General features: G+C 71.4%; 22 protein-coding genes, 1 pseudogene and 4 riboswitches. Of the genes and pseudogenes, 11 read left to right on the top strand and 12 right to left on the bottom strand.

Going from position 1 to position 25,264, the window contains the following annotated elements; genetic code table 11:
- Positions 1 to 2: 2 nt before the first annotated feature.
- A complete protein-coding gene (gene def / locus ACN28A_RS34085; RefSeq protein WP_421402534.1) occupies positions 3 to 524 on the bottom strand; it encodes a peptide deformylase in 522 nt (173 codons plus the stop codon).
- Positions 525 to 573: 49 nt separating this feature from the next.
- Here def and alaS point away from each other — a divergent pair, with 49 nt between their 5' ends.
- The gene (gene alaS / locus ACN28A_RS34080; RefSeq protein WP_421402532.1) at positions 574 to 3,243 is read left to right on the top strand and encodes an alanine--tRNA ligase; all 2,670 of its coding nucleotides are present in this window, start codon (positions 574 to 576) and stop codon (positions 3,241 to 3,243) included.
- Between the two features lie 17 nt (positions 3,244 to 3,260).
- On the opposite strand, the gene ACN28A_RS34075 is transcribed toward alaS, so the two are convergent.
- The 9 genes and pseudogenes from ACN28A_RS34075 to ACN28A_RS34035 all read right to left on the bottom strand — a co-directional run bounded on the left by ACN28A_RS34075 (position 3,261) and on the right by ACN28A_RS34035 (position 10,693).
- Entirely contained in the window at positions 3,261 to 3,641 is a 381-nt protein-coding gene (locus ACN28A_RS34075) for a Fur family transcriptional regulator (protein WP_421402530.1), read from the bottom strand.
- Positions 3,642 to 3,796: 155 nt separating this feature from the next.
- Positions 3,797 to 4,306: a MarR family winged helix-turn-helix transcriptional regulator gene (locus ACN28A_RS34070; protein ID WP_421402528.1), complete on the bottom strand. Its 510-nt coding sequence runs from the start codon at positions 4,304 to 4,306 to the stop codon at positions 3,797 to 3,799.
- A gap of 9 nt (positions 4,307 to 4,315) precedes the next feature.
- Complete coding sequence (gene ureG, locus ACN28A_RS34065; protein WP_421402526.1) at positions 4,316 to 5,056, bottom strand: urease accessory protein UreG; 741 nt, start codon at positions 5,054 to 5,056, stop codon at positions 4,316 to 4,318.
- A gap of 557 nt (positions 5,057 to 5,613) precedes the next feature.
- Positions 5,614 to 6,333, bottom strand: coding sequence for a (2Fe-2S) ferredoxin domain-containing protein (locus tag ACN28A_RS34060; protein WP_421402525.1), 720 nt, complete (start codon positions 6,331 to 6,333; stop codon positions 5,614 to 5,616).
- Complete coding sequence (locus tag ACN28A_RS34055; protein WP_421402523.1) at positions 6,330 to 7,097, bottom strand: ABC transporter ATP-binding protein; 768 nt, start codon at positions 7,095 to 7,097, stop codon at positions 6,330 to 6,332. The genes ACN28A_RS34060 and ACN28A_RS34055 overlap by 4 nt, the downstream gene beginning before the upstream one ends.
- Positions 7,097 to 8,065 (bottom strand): FecCD family ABC transporter permease, encoded by a 969-nt coding sequence (locus ACN28A_RS34050; RefSeq protein ID WP_421402521.1) that lies wholly within the window; start codon positions 8,063 to 8,065, stop codon positions 7,097 to 7,099. Before ACN28A_RS34050 ends, ACN28A_RS34055 begins: the two co-directional genes overlap by 1 nt.
- A 113-nt stretch (positions 8,066 to 8,178) precedes the next feature.
- Positions 8,179 to 9,201 (bottom strand): ABC transporter substrate-binding protein, encoded by a 1,023-nt coding sequence (locus ACN28A_RS34045; protein ID WP_421402519.1) that lies wholly within the window; start codon positions 9,199 to 9,201, stop codon positions 8,179 to 8,181.
- Positions 9,202 to 9,229: 28 nt separating this feature from the next.
- A riboswitch (cobalamin riboswitch) is annotated at positions 9,230 to 9,408 on the bottom strand.
- Between the two features lie 189 nt (positions 9,409 to 9,597).
- On the bottom strand, positions 9,598 to 9,939 hold the full coding sequence (locus ACN28A_RS34040; protein WP_421404794.1) for a hypothetical protein: 342 nt from the start codon (positions 9,937 to 9,939) through the stop codon (positions 9,598 to 9,600).
- Between the two features lie 41 nt (positions 9,940 to 9,980).
- A pseudogene (locus tag ACN28A_RS34035) lies at positions 9,981 to 10,693 on the bottom strand (helical backbone metal receptor).
- Positions 10,694 to 11,114: 421 nt separating this feature from the next.
- On the opposite strand from ACN28A_RS34035, the gene ACN28A_RS34030 reads away from it, so the two are divergent.
- On the top strand, positions 11,115 to 11,705 hold the full coding sequence (locus ACN28A_RS34030; protein WP_421402517.1) for a hypothetical protein: 591 nt from the start codon (positions 11,115 to 11,117) through the stop codon (positions 11,703 to 11,705).
- A 476-nt stretch (positions 11,706 to 12,181) separates the two neighbouring features.
- Here ACN28A_RS34030 and ACN28A_RS34025 read toward each other — a convergent pair whose 3' ends face one another.
- Both ACN28A_RS34025 and ACN28A_RS34020 read right to left on the bottom strand, forming a co-directional pair.
- Positions 12,182 to 12,910, bottom strand: coding sequence for a helical backbone metal receptor (locus tag ACN28A_RS34025; RefSeq protein ID WP_421402515.1), 729 nt, complete (start codon positions 12,908 to 12,910; stop codon positions 12,182 to 12,184).
- 135 nt (positions 12,911 to 13,045) lie between these two features.
- Positions 13,046 to 14,443: a prenyltransferase/squalene oxidase repeat-containing protein gene (locus ACN28A_RS34020; RefSeq protein WP_421402513.1), complete on the bottom strand. Its 1,398-nt coding sequence runs from the start codon at positions 14,441 to 14,443 to the stop codon at positions 13,046 to 13,048.
- 107 nt (positions 14,444 to 14,550) lie between these two features.
- A riboswitch (cobalamin riboswitch) is annotated at positions 14,551 to 14,683 on the bottom strand.
- Positions 14,684 to 14,943: 260 nt separating this feature from the next.
- On the opposite strand from ACN28A_RS34020, the gene ACN28A_RS34015 reads away from it, so the two are divergent.
- The 9 genes from ACN28A_RS34015 (at position 14,944) to ACN28A_RS33975 (ending at position 25,152) form a co-directional block, all read left to right on the top strand.
- Complete coding sequence (locus tag ACN28A_RS34015) at positions 14,944 to 17,643, top strand: prenyltransferase/squalene oxidase repeat-containing protein (protein WP_421402511.1); 2,700 nt, start codon at positions 14,944 to 14,946, stop codon at positions 17,641 to 17,643.
- Positions 17,640 to 18,602 (top strand): hypothetical protein, encoded by a 963-nt coding sequence (locus ACN28A_RS34010; protein ID WP_421402509.1) that lies wholly within the window; start codon positions 17,640 to 17,642, stop codon positions 18,600 to 18,602. Before ACN28A_RS34015 ends, ACN28A_RS34010 begins: the two co-directional genes overlap by 4 nt.
- Positions 18,603 to 18,648: 46 nt before the next feature.
- Complete coding sequence (locus ACN28A_RS34005; RefSeq protein ID WP_421402507.1) at positions 18,649 to 19,782, top strand: CbiQ family ECF transporter T component; 1,134 nt, start codon at positions 18,649 to 18,651, stop codon at positions 19,780 to 19,782.
- Complete coding sequence (locus ACN28A_RS34000) at positions 19,779 to 21,398, top strand: ABC transporter ATP-binding protein (protein ID WP_421402505.1); 1,620 nt, start codon at positions 19,779 to 19,781, stop codon at positions 21,396 to 21,398. The genes ACN28A_RS34005 and ACN28A_RS34000 overlap by 4 nt, the downstream gene beginning before the upstream one ends.
- Positions 21,395 to 22,204: an ECF transporter S component gene (locus tag ACN28A_RS33995; protein ID WP_421402503.1), complete on the top strand. Its 810-nt coding sequence runs from the start codon at positions 21,395 to 21,397 to the stop codon at positions 22,202 to 22,204. Before ACN28A_RS34000 ends, ACN28A_RS33995 begins: the two co-directional genes overlap by 4 nt.
- A 205-nt stretch (positions 22,205 to 22,409) precedes the next feature.
- Positions 22,410 to 22,627, top strand: a riboswitch (cobalamin riboswitch).
- Between the two features lie 136 nt (positions 22,628 to 22,763).
- Positions 22,764 to 23,273 (top strand): acyl-CoA thioesterase, encoded by a 510-nt coding sequence (locus ACN28A_RS33990; RefSeq protein WP_421402501.1) that lies wholly within the window; start codon positions 22,764 to 22,766, stop codon positions 23,271 to 23,273.
- Positions 23,270 to 23,911 (top strand): LysE family translocator, encoded by a 642-nt coding sequence (locus ACN28A_RS33985; protein WP_421402499.1) that lies wholly within the window; start codon positions 23,270 to 23,272, stop codon positions 23,909 to 23,911. Before ACN28A_RS33990 ends, ACN28A_RS33985 begins: the two co-directional genes overlap by 4 nt.
- Before the next feature lie 156 nt (positions 23,912 to 24,067).
- Positions 24,068 to 24,286: riboswitch (cobalamin riboswitch) on the top strand.
- Between the two features lie 312 nt (positions 24,287 to 24,598).
- Positions 24,599 to 24,850: a hypothetical protein gene (locus ACN28A_RS33980; RefSeq protein WP_421402497.1), complete on the top strand. Its 252-nt coding sequence runs from the start codon at positions 24,599 to 24,601 to the stop codon at positions 24,848 to 24,850.
- Complete coding sequence (locus tag ACN28A_RS33975; RefSeq protein WP_421402496.1) at positions 24,847 to 25,152, top strand: hypothetical protein; 306 nt, start codon at positions 24,847 to 24,849, stop codon at positions 25,150 to 25,152. Before ACN28A_RS33980 ends, ACN28A_RS33975 begins: the two co-directional genes overlap by 4 nt.
- Positions 25,153 to 25,264: the final 112 nt, after the last annotated feature.

Here is a 25,264-nt window from a genome sequence, read left to right as displayed (position 1 = left end):
GATCAGTTCCAGAGCCGGGCTTCGGCGAGGAGTTCCTTGCGCTGCGCCTCGGGCAGGTGGTCGACGTAGACGACGCCGTCGAGGTGGTCGGTCTCGTGTTGGAGGCAGCGGGCGAAGTAGCCGGTGCCGGTGACCGTGATCGGGTCGCCGTGCAGGTCGACACCGGTCACGGTCGCCAGGGCGGCCCGGGACACGTCGGCGCGCGGCCCCGGCACCGACAGGCAGCCCTCGCTGTCGGTGCTGATCCCGGCGAACGCGGCCACCCGCTGCGGTACCGGGTTGACGACGTGCCCGACCTGCCGAACGCCGTCGGCGTCCGGGCAGTCGTAGACGAAGATCCGCAGGCCGACGCCGATCTGGTTGGCGGCCAGCCCGACACCATGGGCGGCGTACATCGAGGCGAACATGTCGTCGATCAGATCGGCCAGGGACTGGTCGAAGGTGTCGACCTCGGTGCAGCGTTCGTGCAGCACAGACGTCCCGTAGCGGGTGATCGGGCGGGCGGTTCCCCGGCGAGTCGGCATACCTGCACACTAGCGGCACCTGCAATCGGGTGGCATGTAGGCTGACCGGGTGAAGACGGCGGAAGTCAAGCGGCGGTACCTGGCGCATTTCGAGGCCAACGGGCACACGGTGGTGCCGTCCGCTCCGCTGCCGGCGATCGACGATCCGAACCTGCTGTTCGTCAACGCCGGCATGGTGCAGTTCGTGCCGTACTTCCTGGGGCAGCAGTCGCCGCCGTTTCGGCGGGCGGTGTCGGTGCAGAAGTGCATCCGTACGCCGGACATCGACGAGGTGGGGAAGACGTCGCGGCACGGGACGTTCTTCCAGATGAACGGGAACTTCTCGTTCGGTGACTATTTCAAGGAGGGCGCGATCGCGCTCGCCTGGGACCTGGTCACCAAGCCGGTCTCCGACGGTGGGTTCGGGTTGGATCCGGAGCGGATCTGGCCGACGGTGTACCTGGACGACGACGAGGCCGAGGCGCTGTGGCGCAAGATCGGTGTGCCGGCGGAGCGGATCGTGCGGCGGGGCAAGGCGGACAACTTCTGGTCGATGGGGATCCCGGGGCCGTGCGGGCCGTGTTCGGAGATCTACTACGACCGGGGCCCGGCGTACGGCCGGGAGGGTGGTCCGGCGGTCGACGAGGACCGCTACCTGGAGTTCTGGAACCTCGTGTTCATGCAGTTCGAGCGGGGTCCGGGCACCGACAAGGAGAACTTCCCGATCCTGGGCGACCTGCCGGCGCGCAACATCGACACCGGCATGGGCCTGGAGCGGATGGCGGCGATCCTGCAGGGCGTCGACAACCTGTACGAGATCGACGAGGTGCGGCCGATCCTGGACCGGGCCGCCGAGCTGACCGGCCGGCGCTACGGCGCGAAGTCGGGGCACGCGGCGAGCGAGTCGCATCCGGACGACGTACGGCTGCGGGTGGTCGCCGACCACGTGCGGACCGCGTTGATGCTGATCGGCGACGGGGTGACCCCGGCGAACGACGGCCGGGGTTACGTGCTGCGCCGGATCATGCGGCGGGCGATCCGGTCGATGCGGCTGCTCGGCTGGCAGGAGCGGGCACTGCCGGAACTGCTGCCGGTGGCCCGGGACTGCATGTCCCCGTCGTACCCGGAGGTGGCGACCGAGTTCGACCGGATCTCCTCCTACGCGTACGCGGAGGAGGACGCGTTCCTGTCCACGCTGCGGGCGGGTACGACGATCCTGGACACCGCGATCGCCGAGACCCGTACGGCGGGTGGGGCGAAGCTGTCGGGTGACAAGGCGTTCCAGCTGCACGACACGTACGGCTTCCCGATCGACCTGACCCTGGAGATCGCCGCCGAGCAGGGCCTGTCGGTGGACCAGGACGGGTTCCGCCGGTTGATGGCCGACCAGCGGTCCCGGGCCAAGGCCGACGCGCAGGCCCGCAAGACCGGCCACGTCGACCTCTCCGCCTACCGCACCGTCCTGGACGCGTACGGGCCCACCGACTGGCTCGCCTACGAGACGCTGCAGACCGAGGTCCGGGTGCTGGACCTGCTCGGCCCGCACGGCCCGGTGCCGGCCGTCAGCGAAGGCGACGTCGTCACCGTCTTCCTTGACCGGACCCCCTTCTACGCCGAGTCCGGCGGCCAGGCCGCCGATGCGGGGGTCATCATCGGGCCGGCCGGCACCGCCGAGGTCATCGACGTGCAGCGACCCGTCAAGGGCCTCATCGCCCACCAGGTACGCATCGTCGACGGCGTCATCACGATCGACGACCGGGTGCAGGCCGTTGTCGACCCCGACTGGCGCACCGGCGCCCGGCAGGCGCACTCCGGCACCCACGTCGTCCACGCAGCGTTGCGGCAGGTTCTCGGCCCGACCGCGTTGCAGTCCGGCTCCTACAACCGGCCCGGCTACCTGCGCCTCGACTTCCCCTGGCGCGGCGCCCTGTCCACCACGACCCGCAGCGAGATCGAAGAGGTCGCCAACAGCGCGATCCGCGCCGACCTCCCGGTCGCCGCCCACTACCTGTCTCTTCCCGACGCCCGCAAGGCCGGCGCCCTGGCGCTGTTCGGCGAAACCTACGACGAGACCGTCCGGGTCGTCGAGATCGGCGGTAACTGGTCCCGCGAACTGTGCGGCGGCACCCACGTGACCAGCTCGGCGCAGATCGGCGTACTCGCCGTCACCGCCGAGACCTCCGTCGGCGCCGGACAACGCCGTATCGAGGCTGTCACCGGGATCGAGGCATTCCAGTACCTCGCCCGCGAACGCGACCTGGTCACCCAGGTCGCCGAACAGCTCCGCGCACCCCGCGACGAACTACCCGGCCGCATCGCCGCGCTCGTCGGCCGGGCCAAGGCCGCCGAACAGCGCGCCGAACGCCTCCAACGCCAACTCCTCGAAGCTCAAGCCACCCGGCTGGCCAGCACACCGCTGTTCGTCGGCGGCTACAACTATGTCGCGACGGCGGACCCGGCGGACGCCGATCCGCGCCAGCTCGCCGAACTGATCCGCGATGCCCTACCCGCCGACCAACCCGGCGTCGTCGCGGTCGCCGCCGGAGCCCGGATCGTCGTCGCCGTCAACCCTCGCGCCCGCGACAACGGCGCCTCCGCCGCCGACCTGGTCAAGGCACTGCCCGGCGCCCGAGGCGGCGGCTCCGCCGCCCTCGCCCAGGGCAGCACGCCGGCCGTCGACGCCTCGGCCACCCTCGCCAGCGTCGCCGACCTGCTCAGCGACGCACGCCAGCGGGTCTGACCACTTGCCGGCCGTCCCTAACCGCTGCCGGCGGCGCACCTCGGGCAGCGGCCGAACAGCGCCAGCCCGGTGCCGCCGAGGTCGAGGTCGCTGCACCGCTGCGCCTCGGCGACCGCCGACGCGAGCGCGGCGGCCTGGATCTCGGAGTGCGACCCGCACCGGTCACAGACCGCGTGCACGTGTGGACGCTCGTTGAGCCCGTACAACGCCTCGCCCGGCCACGGCAACGGATGCACCACCCCCAGCTCCGTCAGCGCCGCGACGGTGCGGTGCACAGTCGATACGTTCACCTCCGGCCGCGAGGCGCTGACCTGCTGGTGGATGGCGCCGACCGACAGGTGCCCGGACGCGTTGGCGAGCACGTCGACCACCATGGTCCGCGCCAGCGTCCGTCGCACCCCGGCAGCCGTAAGAACCTCCCACGTCCTCGCCGCCCGCCCTGCACCGTTGACCTCCACGACCCTGAACCTAGTCGCTACGACGTTCCGGTACGCAACTCCCACCCATCGTGACCTGCGTCAAGCACCCCCTGCAGAGACACGGCGCTCGTGGATCACGGGTGGGGGCGGCGTGGATGCGGATGCCCGCCGACCCGGGCACGGTTAGCCGCAGCGCGCGGCCCGAGGTCGTCGCCGACGGTGGTGGCGCCGACGACGACGGCGAACACCTGCCGCGCGATGTCGAGAGCCGGTGCGCCGAGACCGGCGGCGACCTGTTGTTCCAGGTCCGCCTCAAGCTGCCGGTCGATCTCGGTCGCGGTACGACCGGCCGTCGTGATGCGAAGCACCCGATGGCGGATGTCGCCGGCCGGACCGAACCGCCGAACGTACCCGCGCGCCTCCAGCGCCTCCACCCGCTGCGCCGCCTCCCGCAGAGCAACGCCCATCTCGGCGGCCAGGGCGCCGACCGAGGCGTCCCCTTCGGCCAGCGTGCGCAGGATCGGTACAAGACCGCGGTTGAGGCCGGGACACCCGGCCTGGTCCAGCCTCTCCGCGCGGTGCCGCTCGCAGGCATCCTCGGCAAGACGCAGCAACGCGATCAGATTGCGGTCGCCGTCACTCATTTCCGGGCCTCAGCCGAAGTGCCGGTCTGCCCGGCGCAGGTGGCCACGGATCCAGGCGGCGACCTCGGTGGCACCGTCGTCCTCGGCCAGTGACTGGAAGACGGTCGGCAGGTCGCCACGGCGGGCCCGGGCGTCACGGTCCATCACACCGAGATCGGCGCCGACCATCGGGGCGAGGTCGGTCTTGTTGACGACCAGCAGGTCGGCGCTGGTGACACCGGGTCCACCCTTGCGGGGAACCTTGTCCCCACCGGCGACGTCGACGACGAAGACCTGCAGGTCGACCAGCCCTCTGCTGAAGGTGGCGGTCAGGTTGTCGCCGCCGCTCTCGACCAGGACCAGATCCAGCGGGCCGAGCGAGGTCTCAAGCTCCTCGATCGCGTCGAGGTTGGCGGAGATGTCGTCACGGATGGCGGTGTGCGGGCAGCACCCGGTCTCGACGGCGCGGACCCGATCAGCCGGGAGGACGCCGTTGCGAAGCAGGAAATCGGCGTCCTCGGTGGTGTAGATGTCGTTGGTGACCACCGCGAGCCGCAACTCGCCGGCCAGAGAACGACACAACGCGGCGACCAGCGCCGTCTTACCGGACCCGACCGGGCCGCCGATACCGACCCGCAAAGCCCGCCCGCACGCGCGCAGCGGAGGGTGCGGGTCGACGCTCGGATCGGGATGGGTGTGCGGTACCTCGCCGGGTCCGTGCTCGGGTACTCCGGTGCTCGCGTGCTCCTGGTGTCGCCCCTCGGTGATCATCGGTTAGCCGGCCTCGTTTCAGTTCGCAGTCGGAGGGTGTTGAGTGGGGCAGTTGGCCCGATCGGACCCGGAAGGGAATCGTGACGTACGGGTCATGCCGGAGGCGGCACCGATCGCGACGTCGGTGTCGAACCGTGGTTCGCACTCGTGCAGCGCGCACCGTAGGCACTGACAGCGGAGCAACGCCGGTATGCGGCGACGTGTGATCGAGCGGCTCGTCCCCGGACCTTCGACATTGGTGCACAATATCGGCAGATGCAATCCGATCGCATCTGGCCGCACCGGTCACCTGTCGTCCGTGGACGGCCGAGAGCGCCCAGCGTCACGAAACGGTCGCCACGCAAGCGGCCCCGTCAGCGACCGCTCACCGCGCGGGTCGTACGTCGCCATCGCGAGCAGCGGCCGTCATCGGCCAGGACGAGTCAGCCAACCCAGGTCGGGCTGGCGAGCGGATGCGGCTGTCCGGTCCTGGCCGCGGGCACGGTGGCGACGGCGTGCAGGTGGGCTTCGGAGAGTACCCGTTCAGAAGTGGCGGCGAGCCCCTGAGGTCCGGTGGGTCAGCCGCGGCCCTGAGCCCGTGTGGTGATTGGCCGACCGTCGCGGAGGTGTTCGGTGACGATCTGGGTGGCGAGTTCCGGGTCGACGTGGGTGTACCAGGTGTCGTCGGGGTGGACTACGACGAGTGGTCCGAGGTTGCAGGGGATGAGGCAGCCGGTGTTGGTGACCAGGATGTCGTCGTCACCGAGCTGGTTGGCGGTGAGTTCGCCGCTGATGGTGTCGGCGATGTGGTTGGCGCCGTAGGCCGTGCAGCGTGGGCCCCGGCAGACGAGGACGTGACGTTGGTGCCGGGTGATGGTGGACCAGGCCGGGCTGCGGAAGGGACCGGGGTTGCCGGTCAGTGCCGTGGCGGGTTGGGCGAGCGCGGTGATGACGGCGGTGGCCAGGGCCGGCTGGGCGGCGAGTGGTGGGCTGACCGACACCTGGGGTAGGGGATTTCCGTCGGCGCGATCGACGGTCCAGTGGGCGTGGGCGCGGCGGATCCAGGTGTCGAGGTAGCGGTCCGGTGGCAGGTGGGTGGGAACGAGTACGACCTCGTGGGCGCCGTCGGCGCGGGCGGTGTCGAGCGCGTCGTGTAGGGAGGGTCCGGCTCCGTCGAGGAAGCAGGCCCGGACCGGTTCGTCGAGGGCTACGGATACGGCGGCGGCGAGTCGGTGGACGGCGTCGTGTCCGCCGGTATGGGTGACCGACCGGGCGACCAGCAGGATGTGTCGGGTCATGATGTCGGCGGGTGGTAGGTGATGGCGGGACGTCCGGTGGCGGGATGGACCGTGATGTCGGCGGCGACGTCGAACACGTCCCGCAACAGGGTCGCGGTCAACACTTCGGCGGCGGGTCCGTTGGCGGCGACCTGGCCGGCGCGGAGCACGACGAGGGTGTCGCAGAACATCGCGGCGAGGTTGAGGTCGTGTAGGGCGGCCACGGCGGTGATCCCGGAGCGCCGGACGAGGTGCATGAGTTGTAGCTGGTGGCTGATGTCGAGGTGGTTGGTCGGTTCGTCGAGTAGCAGCAGTTCGGGTTGCTGGGCGAGCGCGCGGGCGAGTTGTACTCGTTGGCGTTCGCCGCCGGACAGGGTGTGCCAGCGTCTGTCGTTGAAGCCGACGAGGTCGACCCGGGCCAGTGCCTCGGCGACCGCGGTGTGGTCGGCGGTGTTGTCCGACCAGCGGGATCGCCGGTGTGGGGTGCGGCCGAGGAGTACGACGTCGCGGACGGTGAGGTCGAGGTCAGTTTCGGCGTACTGGGCGAGCAGCGCCACCCGCCGCGCGACCGTTCGGCGCGGCATCGTCGCGAGGCTCTCGCCGTCGAGTGACACGCTTCCCCGCCCGGGTGCGGCGAGGCCGGCGACGACCCGCAGCACGGTGGTCTTGCCGGACCCGTTCGGTCCGAGGAGCCCGACCAGGGTGCCGGCCGGTACCGACATCGACACGTCCCGCAGGATGCGCGCGGCGCGTACCGAGTACGCGATCTCGACGACGTCGAGCATCAGCGGTCTCCGGTACGGCGGCGCAGCAGCAGTACGAACGCGGGAACCCCGATCATGGCGGTGAGGACACCGACGGGCAGTTCCCGGGGTTCGAAGAGCGTGCGGGCGGCGGTGTCGACCCAGATGAGGAAGATCGCTCCGGCCAGGACGAGTACGGGCAGCAGTCGGCGGTGGTCCGGGCCGGTGAGGAGCCGGACCGCGTGCGGCAGGATCAGCCCGACGAACCCGATCGCGCCGCTGACCGCGACGAGGGTGGCGGTGAGCAGGGCGGCGGTGACCAGGAGCAGCCAGCGGGTCCGGGTGACGTCGACACCGAGGCTGGCGGCGGCGTCGTCGCCGAACGCGAACGCGTTCAGCGCACGCGCCTGCCAGAGGACGACGACCAGCGCGCCGGCCAGGGCCGTGGCGGCGTAGCCGAGCGCGGTCCAGTCGGCCCGGCCGAGGGATCCGGAGAGCCAGAACGTGATCTGTTGAGTGGCGTGCGGGTCGGCCGCCCAGATGATCACGAACGAGGTGACGGCGGCGCAGAGTTGTCCGACGGCGACCCCGGCGAGGATCGTCCGGGTGGGGGTGAGCCGGGCACCACGGCTGGCAGCCGCGATGACGACGGCGAACGCGGCGAGCGCGCCGACGAACGCGCCGCTGGTCAGGGACCAGATCGCGGACCCGATGCCGGCGACGATGACCAGGACCGCGCCGAGCGACGCCCCGGAGGAGACCCCGAGCAGGTACGGGTCGGCCAGGGCGTTGCGGGTCAGGGTCTGCATCACCGCGCCGACGAGGGACAGCCCCGCCCCGACGGCGGCGGCGAGCAGTACCCGGGGCAGCCGGAGCTGCCAGACGATGTGGTCCCGCAGCAGCGGCACCTCGGCGTCGCTGAGCCCGAGGTGCCTGCCGATGACCGTCCACACCGTGCCGAACGACAGGTCCGCAGGGCCGACGGTGACCGCCGCCGCGACCGACAACACCAGTACCCCGCCCAGGCTGACGACCAGCGCCGCGACGCCGAGGGCACGGATCCGCCCGGGCGTCGACGGCGGCGGGTCGAGCGGCGCGGCGATGAGCGGCCGGCTCGCGGTGCTCAGCTGCCCACCCGGGCCGGAAGCGCGGTCAGGCCCTTGGCCAGCCGTTCGACGCCGAGCACGTTCCGGACCCCGGCGGCGGTCTCGGAGAACGGGATGACGACGAACCGCTGCCCGGCCACGGCCGGCAGATCCCGCAGCGCGGCGTGGCCGGTCAGGAACGTCCGCTTCGCCTCGGCGCGGTCCCACTCCGCGTCGACCAGGACGATGACGTCCGGGTCCCGTTCGATGACCTTCTCCCAGCTGGTGTCGCCCCAGCTTCCGGTGATGTCGGCGAACGTGTTCGTCACGCCGATCGCCGCGAGTACCATCCCCGGTCCGCCGCAGCAGGCGCCGACGCTCGGCGCGTCGGTGCCGGCGTCCCACCACAGCACCGAGGTCTCCTTCGCGTCACGGACGCTGGAGACGGCGGCGGTGATTCTGGCCTTCTGGCCGTCGATGAGGGCGGTGGCCCGGTCCGGTACGCCGAAGATCGCGGCGATGTCGCGAATCTCCCCGAAGACGTGGTCGATGGTCAACGGCGACGGCCGGGTCTCGGTCGGGCAGCCGGCCGGCGACAGGTACGTGCCGACGCCGAGGCCGGTGAAGGCGCCCCGGTCTCCGACCCCCTCGTCGCTGAACGCGCTGGCGAACGAGGCGTAGACGAAATCCGGAGTCGCCTCGATCAGCTTCTCCTTCGCCGGGTACTCCTTCGCCAGCACCGGGATCTTCGCGTACGCGGCCGCGTACTCGGGCAGGATCGTGTCGTCGAGGTAAGCGGTGCCGACCATCCGGTCCTGCAGCCCGAGCGCGAGCATGATCTCGGTCGCCGCCTGGTTCAAGGTCACCACCCGCGACGGCGGCTCGGCGACCCGTACCGGGACACCGCAGTTGGTGACGGTGACCGGACCGGTGGACGGCGCCGCCACCGGCGTGTCGGGATCGGCGGCGCAGCCGGCGGCCAGCACCGCGCAGATGACGACGATGGACAGTGGCGCGACGGCGCGCCAGGACGTACGGGGTCGCGTCGCGCGCTCGCGCATCAGGACCACCTTCCAGCACCTCGTGGACGGGTCGTTCAGTGCCGTGGCCGGTCTCCTGGCTGACGGGTGACCGTCTCCGGCCGGCCTTCCCAGACGCGAGCGCCCAGTGACCTCATGCGACGAGGGCCGGAGACTTCCCGATCACAGTGGCGAGGGCCGCGCCGGCATTCGACCGGCTTCCCGAGCACCACGGCAGCGCCACCCTAACGTTCCGACCAGCGGAAAGCCATCCGGGAAGCAGCATGAGACGGATCACGGCAGAGTCCTGACCACGCCGGGGTCGCGGTCAACGGACAATGCGGCGTACACCGAGGTCGATGACACCGGGGGTGCTTCAGCGACAGCCGCGGCCGGTGGGCAGCCGACTGGTCGATCCGTTGCTGAGCACGCCGCGAGTCAGATCGACCGCGAGTGCCGGGGCCGCATGATGCGACCGGTCAGCGCGGCCGGTTGGCCGACGATGCCGGGGCCTCCGGCGCTGATCCACTCCGTTACGGCGGTGAGGGTCGTGTCGTCGAGGACCTCGCCGAGCCACACCGGCACGCCACCGGCACGACGACCGGTGGGGGAGGGGTTGACCACGACGACATTCGAGCGCTCGCAGACGTCGAGGCAGTCGCTGGTGCGTACCCGGTGCCGGCCGTCGAGCGCGGTCCGCAGCCGCCGCACCTGGCCGTCATGGTCGACCTCGGGGTGCTTCCGGCTGCTGCCGCAACAGCAGCCACGGCAGACGGTCACGATGCAGCCGGCGGTGCCGTGCGTCGGTCGAGGCGTGTCCGTCATCGTGACGATCCGGAATTGGTGTGCCGGGCGAGTTGGCTGGCCGGTAGCTGCGGAGCTTGAGCGAGCGAAGGGCCGTACCAGGTGAGGTCGCGGCCGGAGACCAGGCCGCACCGTGTACGGGGAAGGGCGTCGGGGCCGTCGACAGCGGTGAACGGATAGGGCTCGTTGGGTAGGACGACCAGCTCCGGGCCGAGAGCGTGCAGGTCGTCAAGCGACGGCTGGGGGTAACGGTCGGTGATGTGGTTGTGGCGGTTGCGTAGGCCGGAGCGGTGTAGGACGTCGGAGGTGTCGGTATCGCCGTCGGCCACGATCCGAGGTCGGCGGCGACAGGTGGAGCGAACCTCTGCAGACGGTGTGGCGGCGGCCCAGGTGGGGCGGGCGGCGCCCAGCCATCCGGGCTTCGTGGAGGCGCCGAGCTCCTTTAGCAGGCCGGCGAGTTCGTCGATGGCCTGGTCGACGGTACGTGGATCGGTGCGTCGTACCCGCACACCCGCCGCTTCGAGAGCGTCCGTGTCGGTGCGACGGTTCTCCTCGACGTTCATGAGTACGACGTCCGGGCGGAGGGCGAGCAGCCGGGCGAGGTCGCGATACTTGCTGTTACCGACGGGGTACGTCCGGGTCGGCGGGGTGGGTGCGTAGTTGGTCGCGCCGACGAGCGTTCCGGCAGGGTGACCGCCACCGATTCGGTCAGCGACGGCACCAGGGACATCAGTCGCGTCAATCGTCTCCTCCTCACGCGTCGTCGTGGTGCGGGCGGCCTCTGTCCGCACCCGACGGCTGTCGGCTGCGGTGCCGACGCTATCGGAGTGGACTGCCCGGACTGCGCCTGCAGTAGCGCCCGAAGGCGAGGTCGGCGAGGCGGTGAAGTCGAGGGTTTCGTCGCTTCGGTGGGCATGGTGGCGAGGAGTGTTTCGGTCCAGTCGGTCAGAGGCCGGCGGTCGGGGTGGCGGATCAGTCTCAGCACCATCGGACCTGGGAGCGGTGCGGAATGGCGCACCGGCTATCTTCCGGGTTGGTGGAGACCCTGACGCGGATGGGGTAGATGACCGGCTCCACTGTTGATCAGGCCATCCGAGACGGCGACGTGGTCGTATACAGCCGTCGTTCGGCTGCCGGCGGGGGGACGCGGAGTGATCGAGGTTCGGCGAGCTTCCGTACCGGTGCTGCTCGCGCACACCGCGGCGTTGCATTCGTTGTACCGCGAGTCCTTCTCCGTACCGCCCTGGTCGGAGCCGGAGGAAAAGCTGGCGGCCTACCCCACACACCTACGGGGACAGCTCGACCGTCCTGGCGCGACCGGTTGTCTCGCGTTCGACGGCGCCGACCTGATCGGCGCGGTCTACGGCTGGCCGGCGCCGCCAGTGCTGGCGCGGAGTACAGAGTTCGAGGCGGCGGTCGCCGATGCGGTTGCGCCGGAGGCAATGCCACGGATGGTCGCCCCGTCGATCGTGGTCGCTGAGTTGATGGTGACCGGTACGCATCGGCGCCAAGGTGTCGCGGGGCGCCTGCTGAACGCATACCTGGCGGGTTGGCCGGCCGGCTGGCTGGTGACGCATCGCGACGGTGGAGCGCCAGCCTTCTACCGCCGAGCGGGCTGGCGTGAGGAGGCAGCGTTCCGGTCGGTCGAAGAACCGCTGCTGCTCTTCACCTGGGCCGCGTCGGCGGCCGGGGAACAACCTGGCCGGGTCGCCGCATCCGACGGCGTCGATCGAGGACCGTAACGTCCGGACACGGCCTGGCCGGTCCGCCACCAGTTCGTGTAGCGGGTGCGGCGGTCGTGTGTTCGCGATGCTCCGATGCGGGCGGTGGCCCTGCGGGTGGTTGGCCAGCGCCAATCCGGTCCTCTCCAGCAACTGCTGCGAGGGCGGACTGTGCCTGGCATACTTACGGGTCAGGCCAGGGGCCTGCTCGACGAACGTTCGCGCCCGGCATGCCGAGGTGTCGCAGAAGAACCGTCGCACGGCCGCGGATGATACACAGTGGATAAGTGTCCGGAGGGGTCAGACCTCATCAGGAAATTTGGGTCAGATCTTTTTCTTGCGCGTCGTCGACAGGTCTGAGTATTCAACCCCCGGTGGAACCGGTCCTCTGTTTTCCGATTCACCGTTGGGGCAACTTGGTTCTTCAACATTCACCGGCGGTGGCGGGGTAGTCGCGGCAGGGCGTGGGGAACGCAACCGGACCGCAGCAGGGCTTGTCAGCGCGGGGCTTCGGGGGGCAGCCGAGTGAGCTGAGTGGTCAGGAGTCGGGGTGCTTCGGCGAGTGAGGGGCCGTACCAGGTGAGGTGCCGTCCGGAGACCAGGGCGCAGGGGGTGTCGGGGAATGCGTCGGGGCCGTCGGTGGGGGAGAACGGGTAGGGCTCGTCGGGTAGTACGACCAGATTGGGTGCTGCGGCGCGCAGGTCGTCGAGGGATGGCCGAGGATACCGTTCGGTGGTGTCGGTGTAGAGGTTGCGTAGGCCGAGCCGGAGTAGCACGTCGGAGGTGAAGGTGTCGCCGCCGGCCACGATCCACGGACGCCGCCAGACCGGAACGATGACGGTGCGTGGCGGGATGGCCGGGGTGACGGCGGCCCAGGCGGCGTGGGCCCGAGTCAGCCACTCCGGCTCCCCGCCGCCTAGGTTCCGGAGCAGGTCGGCGAGTTCGTCGAGGGCCTGGTCGACAGTGCGGGGATAGGTGAGCCGAACCCGTACTCCGGCCGCCTCGATGGCTTCGGCGTCCGAGCGCCGGTTTTCCTCGATGTTCATCAGCACGACATCGGGGCGAAGGGCGAGGAGGCGGTCGAGGTTCGGGTATTTGCTGCCGCCGACGCGGGGCACGTCCAGGTCGGCGGGGTGGGTGCAGTAGTCGGTGGCGCCGACGAGGAGTTCGGGCAGGGTGGTCGCGACGGCTTCGGTCAGTGACGGGACCAGGGACACCACTCGCATCGCCGTTCCTCCTTATTTGGGCTGGTACGGGCCTATTCTGACTGGTGCCGCGAGCCCGCGGAGCGGGGCTCGCGGCACCACTGGCAGAGGGCGTTTAGAGGGCCCGCTGCAGGAGTTGGCGGCGGTGCGGCCAGGTTATGACCCGTATCGCAGGTAGATGACGTCGCCGATGGTGATGGTTCCGCCGCGGGTGGCGGTGGTCGGGGTGCCACCGTCGCGGGATGCCTTCCAGGTGGTGGTGCCGGTGTTGGCGAGTCCGTTGATCGCGGTGATCGTGCCGGTGCCTGAGTTCGGGGTGACGGCGGTGACGCAGCCGGTCGGTGTGGCGCTGGCGGCGGCGGTCAGGACGGCGCCGAGGGTCGTGGTGGCGGCGGTGGGGGTGAAGGTGACCGCGCAGGGCAGGACGGTGGTGCCGTTGTCGACGACGAGGGTGACCTTCGCCGGGATGCCGGCGGTGAACCCGCTCGCCGCGACCCACCTGGGGGCGCCGGCCGTGACCGGGGTCGGTGGTGCGGCGGTGAACCCGCCGCCGCCGAGGGCGCGGACGGCGTCGACGGAGGCGTAGCCGGAGGGGCTGGTGTCCGACGGCAGGTACTTGAAGCCGCCGCTGGCCATCTGCTGGGCGCGGAGGAAGTCTATCGGGGTGCGCCCGGCCGCGGTGGTGAAGTCGACGCCTTGGTGGGGGATGCCGCAGGCGTTGAGGCCGGAGACGGCCCAGCCGTTGGAGTCGGTGTTGGCCCCGAACATGGAGTTGAACGCGCCGGTCGTGTTGATCAGCTTGCTCTTGAGGAAGGTCTTCGCCTGGACCACGTCGGTGTCGGTGTTCGGTACCCCGGCGACGCAGAGGGCGGCCATGGCGGCGCCGGTCATGTCGATGTCGCTGGGCGCGGCGAGCTGTGACGGGTTGCCTTCGGCCTGGTTGAAGTTCCAGCCTCCGTCGTTGTGCTGGTTGTTGCGGATCCTGGTGACGGACAGGTCGAGCAGCCGTTGCGGGATCCGGGCGTTGCCGGTCTGGGTTTTGGCGCCGGCGAGGGCGAGGACGGCGAAGACGGTGCCGTTGAAGTTCGCCGGTGGACCGTAGTAGCCGGCGGTGCCGGTCTGCCAGTAGCCGACCACGTCGGCGATGAGGTTGCGGGAGGCGGCGACGCGGGCGGGGTCGATGCCGGCGGCGTAGGCGTTGAGGATGCCGCGTTCGTAGTCGGTGACGACGGGTGAGCCGCCGGGCCAGGAGGCGGCGCCCAGGTGGGTCTGGTACGCGGCGCGGGCGTTCTTGGTGGTGTCGCCGCCGGGGTAGACGTCGACCGGATGGGTGCCGGCGGCGGCGAAGGCGCTGAACGCCCACTCCAGGGACAGGCCGGCGCCGGCGTAACTGCCGTCCGGGGCTTGCAGGGTCTTCAGGTACGCGACGCCGTTGTTACGGGCGGTGGTGATCTGGGCCTGGGTGGATGTCGCGGCGGCCGGTACGGCCACCACCACCGTCAGGGCGGCGGTAGCCAGTGTGGCCAGGGTGAGGGTGAGGGGTTTACGGCGCATCGGGTTCCTCCGGTTCGGGGCTCGACTCGGCCCCGGAACCCGGACCGGATGGCGACCGGCGGGAGGGTGGGGCGGGCCGGACCCATGGGCGCGTGGGACGGATACCGCAGGTGGCGCGTCGCCGCGCGGGTGTTCGGGCTCGGGCGCGAAGTCGCACCCCTACCGTTGCGCGTCAGCCCCGGACTTGTGACCGGGTTCCCCCACACGTCGACGGCGGTGACGCTACGACAACGATCAACGTCGCGCTGTTACCCAGCCGACATCGGTCGGCGATTGACGCTGGCAAGACCACTGTGTTGCGATGAAGTGCTCCAGCACCCAGGGGAAGCCGGTCAAATCCCGGCACTGGCCCGCAGCCGTAGGTTCCGCAGCGTCGGGACGAGTCGGATTACCTGGCTGGAGATGCGTCAGCGTCGTCGAGGTCACGATGCGGGTACCGCACCGGGCAAGACGCCGGGGCGGCGGCCGTATCTACGCCGCTACCTCTGGAAGAGTCGCCCATGCCGTCCCTCACCCGCCGCTGGTCCCGCCTCTGGACCGCCGTCACCGCACTGCTCACCCTCACCGTGACCGGGGTGGCAGTGGCGGCCGTGGCCGCCGCCGATCCGATCGAGGCGTGTACGCCGAGCCGCGGTGCGATCGTCGCCGTCGACTTCCGCCCCTGGAACGGTCAGGTGCTGCGCGGTTGCGACGCGACCCCGACGACCGGATTCGAGCTGTTGCACGAGGCCGGGTTCACCACGACAGGCACCGCGCACGACGGGCCGGGCTTCATCTGCCGGATCGGCAACGCCGGCTTCGACGGCGGCACGCAGTATCCGACGCCGGAGCGGGAGGCGTGCCAGCTCACCCCGCCCGCGTCCGCGTACTGGTCGTACTGGTACGCGCCGCCGGGGCAGGCGGGTTGGACGTACAGTCCGCTCGGTGCGATGGGGAAGGTGCCGGGCCCGGGTGAAGTGCAGGCGTGGGTCTACGGCGGTACCGACATCGGCGGTACGACGGGCCGGCCGACGTTCACCCCGGACGAGGTCCGGGCCGCCGGCCCGACCCCGTCGCCGACCGTCTCCCCGACCGCCGGTCCCGGCGGGCCGGGCGCCCCGCCGACCGAGGCGCAGGTCGCCGCCGCAGCCTCTTACCTGGTCGGGAAGCTAACCGATGGTGACCACGTGTACAACCCCGACGGGGAGTTCGTCGACTACACCCGCACCATCGTGGTCGCTACCGGCCTCGCCGCCTCCGGCGGACAGGACCCTGCCCTGACGAAGATTCGCGACTACCTTGTCGCGCACGTCGACGCGGCGGTCTTCCCCGACGGCACCGGCGCGCTGCCGAACCAGACGAATGCCGCCAGCCTCGCACTGTTGACCATCATCACCGGCGGCGACCCACGCGACGTCGACGGCCGGGACCTGCTGGCGGTGCTCACCGACCGGGTCTGCGCGGGGGCCGACGTCGGCGCGGGCTGCACCGCCGCCGGGGACTTCGCCGGCTCGTACGCCCCGTCGACGCACGCTTTCGCGCTGCTTGCCCTGGACCGGGCCGGGATCACCCCACCGCAGGCGACCGTCGACCGGCTGCTGCAGTGGCAGTGCGCCGGGGGAGGCTTCGCCGACTCGCTGATCGCACCCGGCGACCCGTGCACCCCCGATCCGGCGAACACCGGCGCGGCGCTGCTCGCCCTGTCCGCCCTCGGCGGCCACAGCACCGAGATCACCGCCGCGAAGACCTACCTGACCGGGGCGCAGCAGGTCGACGGCGGCTACCTGCCCTACCTGGGCGCCGGTGCGGCGGAAAGCTACACCACCGCCTTGGCGGCGCAGGGGCTGCTCGCGGTCGGGGCGGCGGAGCCGGTCGCGGCGGCGCGTGGGTTCCTCGCCGCCCGAACCACCGCCGACGGCGGCCTGACCGCGGACGCGACGGTCACCGAGTCGGATCTGGTCGCGACCTCGGGCGCGCTGCCCGCCCTGGCCGGGCAGAATCTCGCCACCCTGACGCACCGGCTCGGTGGGGAGCCGCCGCAGGGTCCGACACCGGATCTGGCCAAGGGTGTGGCGTGGCTCGTCGCCCCGACGCAGCTCGTCGACGGCCGCTACTACGAATCGTTCCCCGGCTTCCCCGAGTTCGGGCTGACGATCGACGGGGCGTTCGCGCTGGCCGCCGCCGGTCTCGACGACGCCAAGCTGGCGGCGATCACCGACTTCATCCGCGGCGGTGGGAAGGTCGGTGACAGCGAGTTCACCGTCGACACCTGGTTGGGGATCGGTACCGAGTTCCCGTCCGGCGGCGCGATCGGCAAGGTCGCCGTCCTCGCCCAGGCCACCGGCCACGACCCGACCACATTCGGCGGCCACAATCTGATCACCGCGCTGCGGGACATCACCTGCACCCGGGCCGACCAGGCGACCGGCTGCGCCGCTGCCGGGAACTACCGCAACGCACCGTCGGTGTTCGCGCAGGTCCTCGGCATCATCGCCCAACTGCGGGCCGGACAGGCACAGGACGCCGCCGCGCCGATCGGATTCCTCAAGAGCCTGCAGCGGGCCAACGGCGCCTTCCCGAGCCTGATCCCGGCCGAGGGCAGCGGCGACGAGGTCGACAGCACGGCGATGGCCGCGATGGCCCTGGCGATGCTCCCCGACGACCCGGACGCCGTCACCGCCGTCGACAAGGCCCTGACCTGGCTCACCAGCCAGCAGCAGGCCGACGGCGGTTTCCCCGGCGCGGCCGGTATCTCCACCAACTCCACCGCCCTCGCAATCCAGGGGATGACGCTGCGACGCGGCACCTACACCCCTCAGATCGGCAAGGCGCTGGCGTTCCTGGCCAGGCAGCAGAACCCCGACGGCGGGTTCAACGTCGCCTCCGACGGACAGGCCGGCTCCGACGTGCGCGCCTCGACCCAGGTCGTCGGCGGCGCGACCGGAATCTCGTTCGGCACCCTGCTACGCGACGTGCACGACCTCAACCCCACACCGTCCCCGTCCCCGTCGCAATCACCGTCCCCGTCGACCTCACCATCCCCGTCGCCGTCGGTATCCAGCGAACCGAGCGCGACGCCGCCGCCGGACGCGATGCCGGTGACCGGCGGGTCGATCATTTCCCTGGCACTCGCCGCACTGCTCCTGATCGTCGCCGGTGTGGTCCTGCTCCTCCTCGCCCGCCGACGCCGCACCATCACCGACACGGCAGGCCCGTCATGATCCGCCGTATCGGCGCCGCCGTCGCCGCCCTGGCCGTGCTGCAGACGGCGGCGCTCATCGCACCGGCGGTTGCGTATGCGGCGCCGCTGCCGTTGGGTCAGTGCACCACCCGCTCCGGGGTGATACTCGCCGTGGACTTCAGCCGGTGGGGCGGCCCACTGCTGCGCTCCTGCGGCACCACCCCGACCACCGGCTACCAACTGCTGAACCAGGGCGGTTGGAAGACCGCCGGCACCGGACACGACGGACCGGCGTTCATCTGCCGGATCGGGTACTCCGGCTTCCGCAACGGCACTCAGTACCCGCCGCCGACCGAAGAACGGTGTGTGCTGACCCCGCCGGCGTCGGCGTACTGGTCGTACTGGCACGCCGATCCCGGCGCCAACAGCTGGGAGTACAGCCAGCTCGGGGCGATGAGCTACAAACCGAAGCCGGGCAGCGTCGACCTGTGGATCTTCGGCGGGACCGACATCGGCGGCACCAAGGGCCGGCCGACGTTCAGCCCGGACAGCGTCCGGGCGCACAACACCGCCCCGATCCCGAACGCACCACCAGCCCCGGCTCCGACCACCAGCCGGCCCGCCCCCGCCGGCAACCCGCCGCCAGTGCAGGCACCCCCACCACCCGCCACCAGCGACGGCGTTCCCACCACGGCGCCAGTGCCGACCGGTCCGGCCGGCATTCCCGGCACGCCCCCGCCCACCGTAGGGTCGTCCGGCTCGGCGTACCCGAGCGCGTCGCACAGCGGCGCAGGCTCGACCAGCACCGAGGACAACGGCGGCCCGACGGTCGTCGACGCCGTACCCACCCGGGCCGCGCCGGCCGAGCGCGGGTCGGCCGGGCCGCTGCTTATCACCGTCGGTGTACTCGTCCTGCTCGGGATCGGCGGCGCGGTACTCGGCTGGCGCCGCCGCCACACCGACCCCGGCCTTGTACCGCCGGAGGAGCCGGCGCCGTGACCCGCAGTTCCATCAGCACGCGTCCGCGCGTGGCGTCCGGGCCGGCGTGAACACCGCGGGACTGCGCGCCGCGCGGCTGCCCCGAGGGCTGCACCCGGTCGCCTGGTGGCTCTGGGCACTCGCCCTGGCCACCGCCGCCAGCCGCACCAGCAACCCACTGCTGCTGGCCCTCGTCTTCGCCGTACTCGGCTTCGTCGTCACCGCCCGCCGCACCGACGCACCTTGGGCGAGGGCGTTCCACTACTACCTGATCCTCGCCCTGTCGATCATCGTTATCCGGGTCGTGTTCCGGATCGTCTTCGCCACCGGTGTCACCCCCGAGGACCACGTTCTGTTCCGGCTCCCACACCTGCCGACTCCCGACTGGTACGCCGGTATCCAGATCGGCGGCCCGGTGTCGCTGGAGGCGACCCTGTCCGCCGCGCTGGACGGGCTGCGGCTGGCCTGCCTGCTGTGCTGCATCGGCGCCGCGAACAGCCTCGCCAACCCGAAACGTGCCCTGAAGGTGCTGCCCGGCGCCCTCTACGAACTCGGCGTGGCCGTCACCGTCGCGCTCAGCGTCGCACCGCAACTCGTGGAGAGCGTGCAGCGGGTCGCCCGCGCCCGCCGGCTACGGGCCGGCCGGTCCCGGGGGCTGCGGGCGGTACGGGCGATCGCGTTGCCAGTGCTACACGACGCCCTGGACCGGTCCCTGCGGCTGGCCGCCGCGATGGACTCCCGAGGCTACGGCCGCACCGGCACCGCCACCCGCACCTCCCGGCGTCTCACCGGGGCCCTGATGCTGACTGGGATGGCCGGCCTGTGCGTAGGCGTCTACGGGCTGCTCGATCCGAGCGTGCCCCGCTCCGTCAGCCTCGGCGCCCTCACCGCCGGCATCGTCCTAAGCGTCATCGGCCTGGCCGTTGGTGGGCGGCGGGTCTCCCGCAGCCGCTACCGCCCCGACCCCTGGCAGTGGCCGGAATGGGTCGTCGCCGGCTGCGGCATCATCACCGCCGTCGTCCTCACCGCCGGGACCGGCTACGACCCCGCCGAACTCAACCCCGGCCTGTACCCGCTGGCGTGGCCGACCCTGCCCCTGCTTCCCACCGCCGCGATCCTCCTCGCGGCGCTGGCCGCGTTCGCCGCACCCCCACCACCCCGCCCCAGACCGATCGCCGTGCCCGCCGGAGCCCACCCGTGATCCGCTTCGACCACGTCGCCATCACTTACGCCGACACCGGCCGACCGGCGTTGCGCGACGTCACCCTCACCATCGACGAAGGTGAACTGTGCCTCGTCGTCGGGCACACCGGCTCCGGCAAGTCGACCCTCCTCGGCGCGATCAACGGCCTCGTCCCGCACTTCACCGGCGGCACCCTCACCGGCCGGGTCACCGTCGCCGGCCGGTCCACCGCCGAGCACCCACCGCGCGAGTTCGCCGAACTCGTCGGCGTCGTCGGACAGGACCCGGTCGCCGGGTTCGTCACCGACACCGTCGAGGAGGAACTCGCCTACGGCATGGAACAACTCGCCCTCACCCCGACGATGATGCGGACCCGGGTCGAGGAGACCCTCGACCTGCTCGGCCTCGCCGACCTGCGCCACCGGGGCCTGCACGAACTGTCCGGCGGACAGCAGCAGCGGGTCGCGATCGGCGCCGCACTCACCGCCCACCCCCGGGTACTCGTTCTCGACGAACCGACCTCCGCGCTGGATCCGACCAGCGCCGAGGACGTCCTCGCCACGATCACCCGCCTCGTGCACGACCTCGGGATCACCGTCGTCCTCGCCGAACACCGCCTCGAACGCGTCATCCCGTACGCCGATCGCCTCATCCGCCTCGACGGCGACGGCACCGCCACCCACGGCGACCCGGCCACCCTCCTCGCCGACAGCACCGTCGCCCCACCGATCGTGCACCTCGGCCGCCTCGCCGGCTGGACACCCCCACCGCTGTCCGTCCGCGACGCCCGCCGACACACCGCCACGCTGCGGGTGCGGTTGCCGGCCACACCACCGCTTCCGCACCGCACCCCACCCGCCGACGGAGAGGTGGCGCTGACCGCCGGGGGAGTGGTGGTCCGGCACGGCCCGGTCGTCGCCGTCCGCGGGGTCACGCTCACCCTCGACGCCGGCGAGGTGGTGGCGTTGATGGGCCGCAACGGATCGGGCAAGTCGTCCCTGCTGTGGGCGTTGCAGGGCGCCGGCCGCCGCGCCGGCGGCACCGTCCGCACCGGCGGCAGCGACCCGGCCAAGCTGTCGCCCGTCGACGCGCGACGCCTGGTCGGCCTGGTGCCACAGACCGCCACCGACCTGCTCTACCTCGACACCGTCGGCGCCGAACTCGACCAGGCCGACCGTGACGGCGCCACCCCGGGAACCGCCCGGCGGCTCCTCGACGACCTCGCCCCCGGCATCGCCGACACCGCACACCCCCGTGACCTGTCCGCCGGACAGCAGTTGGCGTTGGTCCTGGCCATCCAACTGGCCGTCACACCCCGGGTGGTGCTGCTCGACGAACCGACCCGAGGACTCGACTACACCGCGAAAGCTGCCCTGGTCCGCACCCTGAACCAACTCGCCACCCAGGGGCACGCGATCGTCGTGGCCACCCACGACGTCGAGTTCGCCACCGCCGCCGCCGACCGGGTCGTGGTGATGGCCGACGGTGACATCGTCACCGACGGCCCCGCCCCGACGGTCCTGACCGCGTCACCGACGTTCGCCCCACAGGTCGCGAAGATTCTCGCCCCGCTGCCGTACCTCACCGTCGGCCAGGTCGCCGCCGCCCTCGACACACCCCAGGCACAGCCGTGACCGCCGTACAGGTCCCGGCCCGGGCGACGGCGACGATCGTGATGGCGTCGTTCGTCGGCCTCGTCGCCTTCCTCTGGCCGTTCGTCGTCGCCCCCGGCACGTTCGGCGCCGCCGAAACCCCACCACTGATGTTCGGCGCCCTGCTCGTCCTCGTCCTCGCCGTCGTCTTCGCCGAGATCGCCGACCGGCGCATCGACGCCAAAGCCCTCGCCATGCTCGGCGTCCTCTCCGCCATCAACGCCGCACTACGGCCACTCGGCGCCGGCACCGCCGGCATCGAGACCGTCTTCTTTATCCTCGTCCTCGCCGGCCGGGTCTTCGGCCCCGGGTTCGGGTTCGCGCTCGGCTGCACCTCCCTGTTCGCCTCCGCCCTGCTCACCGGCGGCGTCGGCCCGTGGATGCCGTACCAGATGTTCGGCTGCGCCTGGGTCGGCATGCTCGCCGGCCTACTACCCAAAGCAAGCGGCAAGGCGGAGATCGCGCTGCTGGCCTGCTATTCGGCGGTCAGCGGCTACCTGTTCGGGTTCATGCTCAACCTGTCCTTCTGGCCCTTCTCCCTCGACCCCGCCAGCTCCATCGCCTACCAACCCGGCCTGCCCCTGCTCGAACAGTTCCAGCGGTACTTCGCCTTCTTCACCGTCACCTCGCTCGGCTGGGACACCGGCCGCGCCGTCACCACCGCGATCCTCGTCACCCTCACCGGCCCGGCGGTCCTCGGTGCCTTCCGCCGCGCCGCCCGCCGAGCGAACTTCCACACCACACCCAGCTTCGAGCCCGCCAGGCGGGGCGCCGACCGTGGAGCATGACGACGCCTCCGCCCGAGCACCAAACGACGCCCGCGAGCCGCGGGTCACGCAATCCGGCCGTCCCGACGCGGCGACAGCGGTGTACCCGTGCCCGGCCTGCGCCGCGCTGTGAGCCGACCCGGCCTGCGCCGCGCTGGTGAGACGATCCGCACACTTCCGCGTTGCAGGACGCTTCTGCCTTCCACACAGTGGGACGGCGGCGGCTACCATCGGCGTCAGCGTTGGTTCGCCCCGCCTTGACGGGCGGGGCGTCTAAGAGGGAACCCGGTGAGAATCCGGGACTGCCCCGCAGCGGTGAGCAGGAACGACCGCCGTCACCGGCACTGGGCGCACCCGCGCCTGGGAAGCGACGGCCAGTAGGAGAGCGGACCTCGGTCCGACGTGCCCGCGAGTCCGAAGACCTGCCCGCGCCGCACACGCCGACCGGGTGTGTGCTGCCGCCGGCCTCGCGGGTGGGTCGGGCGGACCGCGTACCCGTCCAGGGCCGCCCACCACGGCGTCCTACGGTCGGTGTGGTCTGCCCTCCTGCCCGAGGGCCACGACCACCTCGAGGAAACCCGTGCGCGACACGATTCTGCCCAGCCGCCCACCGTCCGCGTCGCAGCTGACCCTGTCGCAGATCATGGATCAGCACCACACCAACCTGATGGGCACCGTGCACGGCGGCCGGATCCTGAACCTGATCGACGCCGTCGCCGGCGTGGTCGCCGCCCGCCACTCCGAAGGCCCGGCCGTCACCGCCGCGATCGACGAAACGGCCTTCCTCCAGGCGGTGCGCGTCGGTGACGTCGTTCACGTCGACGCGCGGATCACCTGGGCGGGCCGATCCTCGATGGAGATCGCCGTCACCGTCACGGCCGACCGGTGGGACCGGGCCGTCCCACCCACCCTGGTCGCCACCGCCCACCTGGTGATGGTCGCCGTCGACGACAACGGACAACCGCGACCGGTACCCACACTGTCGCCGGAGACCGACGACGACCGCCGCCGCTACCAGGAGGCGCAGATCCGCCGGGAGCACCGCCTCACGCTCCGCCGCGCCCTCGCCGGCCAGGCCGGCCTGGTATGAACGAATTCGGATACCTGCCGGCCGGCACCCTCGTCGGCTACCTCGGCATGATCACCCTGTTCATGCTCACCCCCGGCCCGGACATGCTGTACGTGCTGGCCAACGCCGTCCGCTACGGCGCCCGGGCCAGCATCGCCGCCGCGATCGGCGTCGCCGTCGGCGAGATCGTCCACGTGGCCATCGCGATCGCCGGGTTGTCCGTCGTGATCGCCAACTCGCCGGCCCTGTACGCCACGATCCGGTATGCCGGCGCCGCATATCTGATCGGCCTTGGGCTCCTGGCCCTCCGTGGACCGGGAAATCCCCGGACGACGCAGCCCGATGCGGTGCCCAGCACCGTCGGGCTGGGCCAGGCGGCCGGCCGGGGCCTGCTGACCAACCTGCTCAACCCGAAGATGATCCTTTTCACGATCGCGTTCCTGCCCCAGTTCGTCGACCTGAGCCGAGGGCACGTCACCGCCCAACTCCTGGTGCTGGGTGCCGTCTTCGTCGCCGTACAGCTCACCGTCGACATCGCGCTCGCATTGGTCACCGGTCGACTCGCCGGCAGACTGGCCACCGGTCGCTCCGCTCGCCTGCTGCACCGGATCAGCGCCATGGCCTTCCTCGGCATCGGCATACACCTCGCCATCGGATAACCCGTTGGCGACTCGCGCCAGCCGCCGCGGTCCGTAGGACGTCTGCCGGGTCTGCGAACGCCGCGACTGGGGCCCGACGTGCCCGGCCACCAGTCGCCGGCCGCCTGCTCATCGACGAGAATCGGTAGCGATCCGACGGCCACCGATGGACGCGGTATCCTTGTTGCCGCAGCCGGTCCGCCACGCCAGCCAGGCGTGGGGGCGTAAGAGGGAACCCGATGAAAGTCCGGGACTGCCCCGCAGCGGTGAGTGGGAACGACCGCCGTCGAGCACACTGGGTCCGTCCGGGCCTGGGAAGTGACGGCCAGTAGGAGACCGGGGCTGTTCCGGCCCGCGCCCACGAGTCCGAAGACCTGCCCGCTGCCCACATGCGTACCGGCGTGTGGCGGGTTCGGCGACCTTCGAGGGCGGGTCGACGGTGAGCCGCAGTACCCTGCGTGACGCTGCGCTCCATCACACACCTGCCTCCTGCCGATATCAGAACGGCCAGCAGAGGAGGCTGAGGTGGATCGGGTGCCGAACGGCTCCGCAACTCCGTCCCGACTCGATTCGGTGACCGGATCGGCCCGCCGCGCCTGCCTGCTGTCGAAGCACCGAGAAGAATTCTCCAATGGCTGTAATCGGCAGCGACCCGAGAGACGTCTCGACGCGCACCTGCGCCACGCGCTACCTGGAGCACCCGCTCCGATGGCGTACCCGCCCCGCACCGGCGACCGTTCCGGCCAGGTCGTCAGCCAGACGGTGACGAGCCTGGCGACTGCGGGCGACGCGATTCGACGGCCCGTGCTCCGAGCACTGGTCGGCCGGGGCGGGGGAGAAACTATCGAGCAGGCCCACCCGATCCGCACTGCGGACATCTCCCGGCCACCGGACGACGACTGCTGCCAGCTACTCGCACCCTCCTGGCCGGCCACCCGGGCGGGAGGGGGTGACCAGTGAGCAAACCTCCCACACCCCAGCGCGCCACGATCGGCGGCGAAGAGGTCGTCATCCTGCCGGTGGCCGACTACGAACGCCTCGCCACCGCACGCCGGCAGCTCGGGGCGCGCGAAGCCCGGGTCCGCCGCATGAACGACCAGATGCACGCCCTGACCGAGCTGGTCACGGACATCCAGCGGATCCTCGTCGACACACCGCCGTGCTGCGAGACGCACCGCGGCATCGACCGGAAGATCGGTCAGCTGATGAACCAGCAGCGACCACATACGCGCTCGACGCCCCGGCCACCCACCACACCATGAGCGTGCGGCGCACCCGGCCGTCCCGGTCACCGACCGCCGCTGCGCGCGGACTGGGCATCCGGCACGCCGTACCGACCGGCATCCGGACCGCGTCCGCGGCTCGAAAACCGCA

This window comes from Plantactinospora sp. WMMB782, assembly GCF_049179135.1.
Classification (GTDB): domain Bacteria; phylum Actinomycetota; class Actinomycetes; order Mycobacteriales; family Micromonosporaceae; genus Plantactinospora.
Note: the sequence above shows the minus strand (reverse complement) of the source record. Positions and strands in the feature narration are given on the sequence as shown.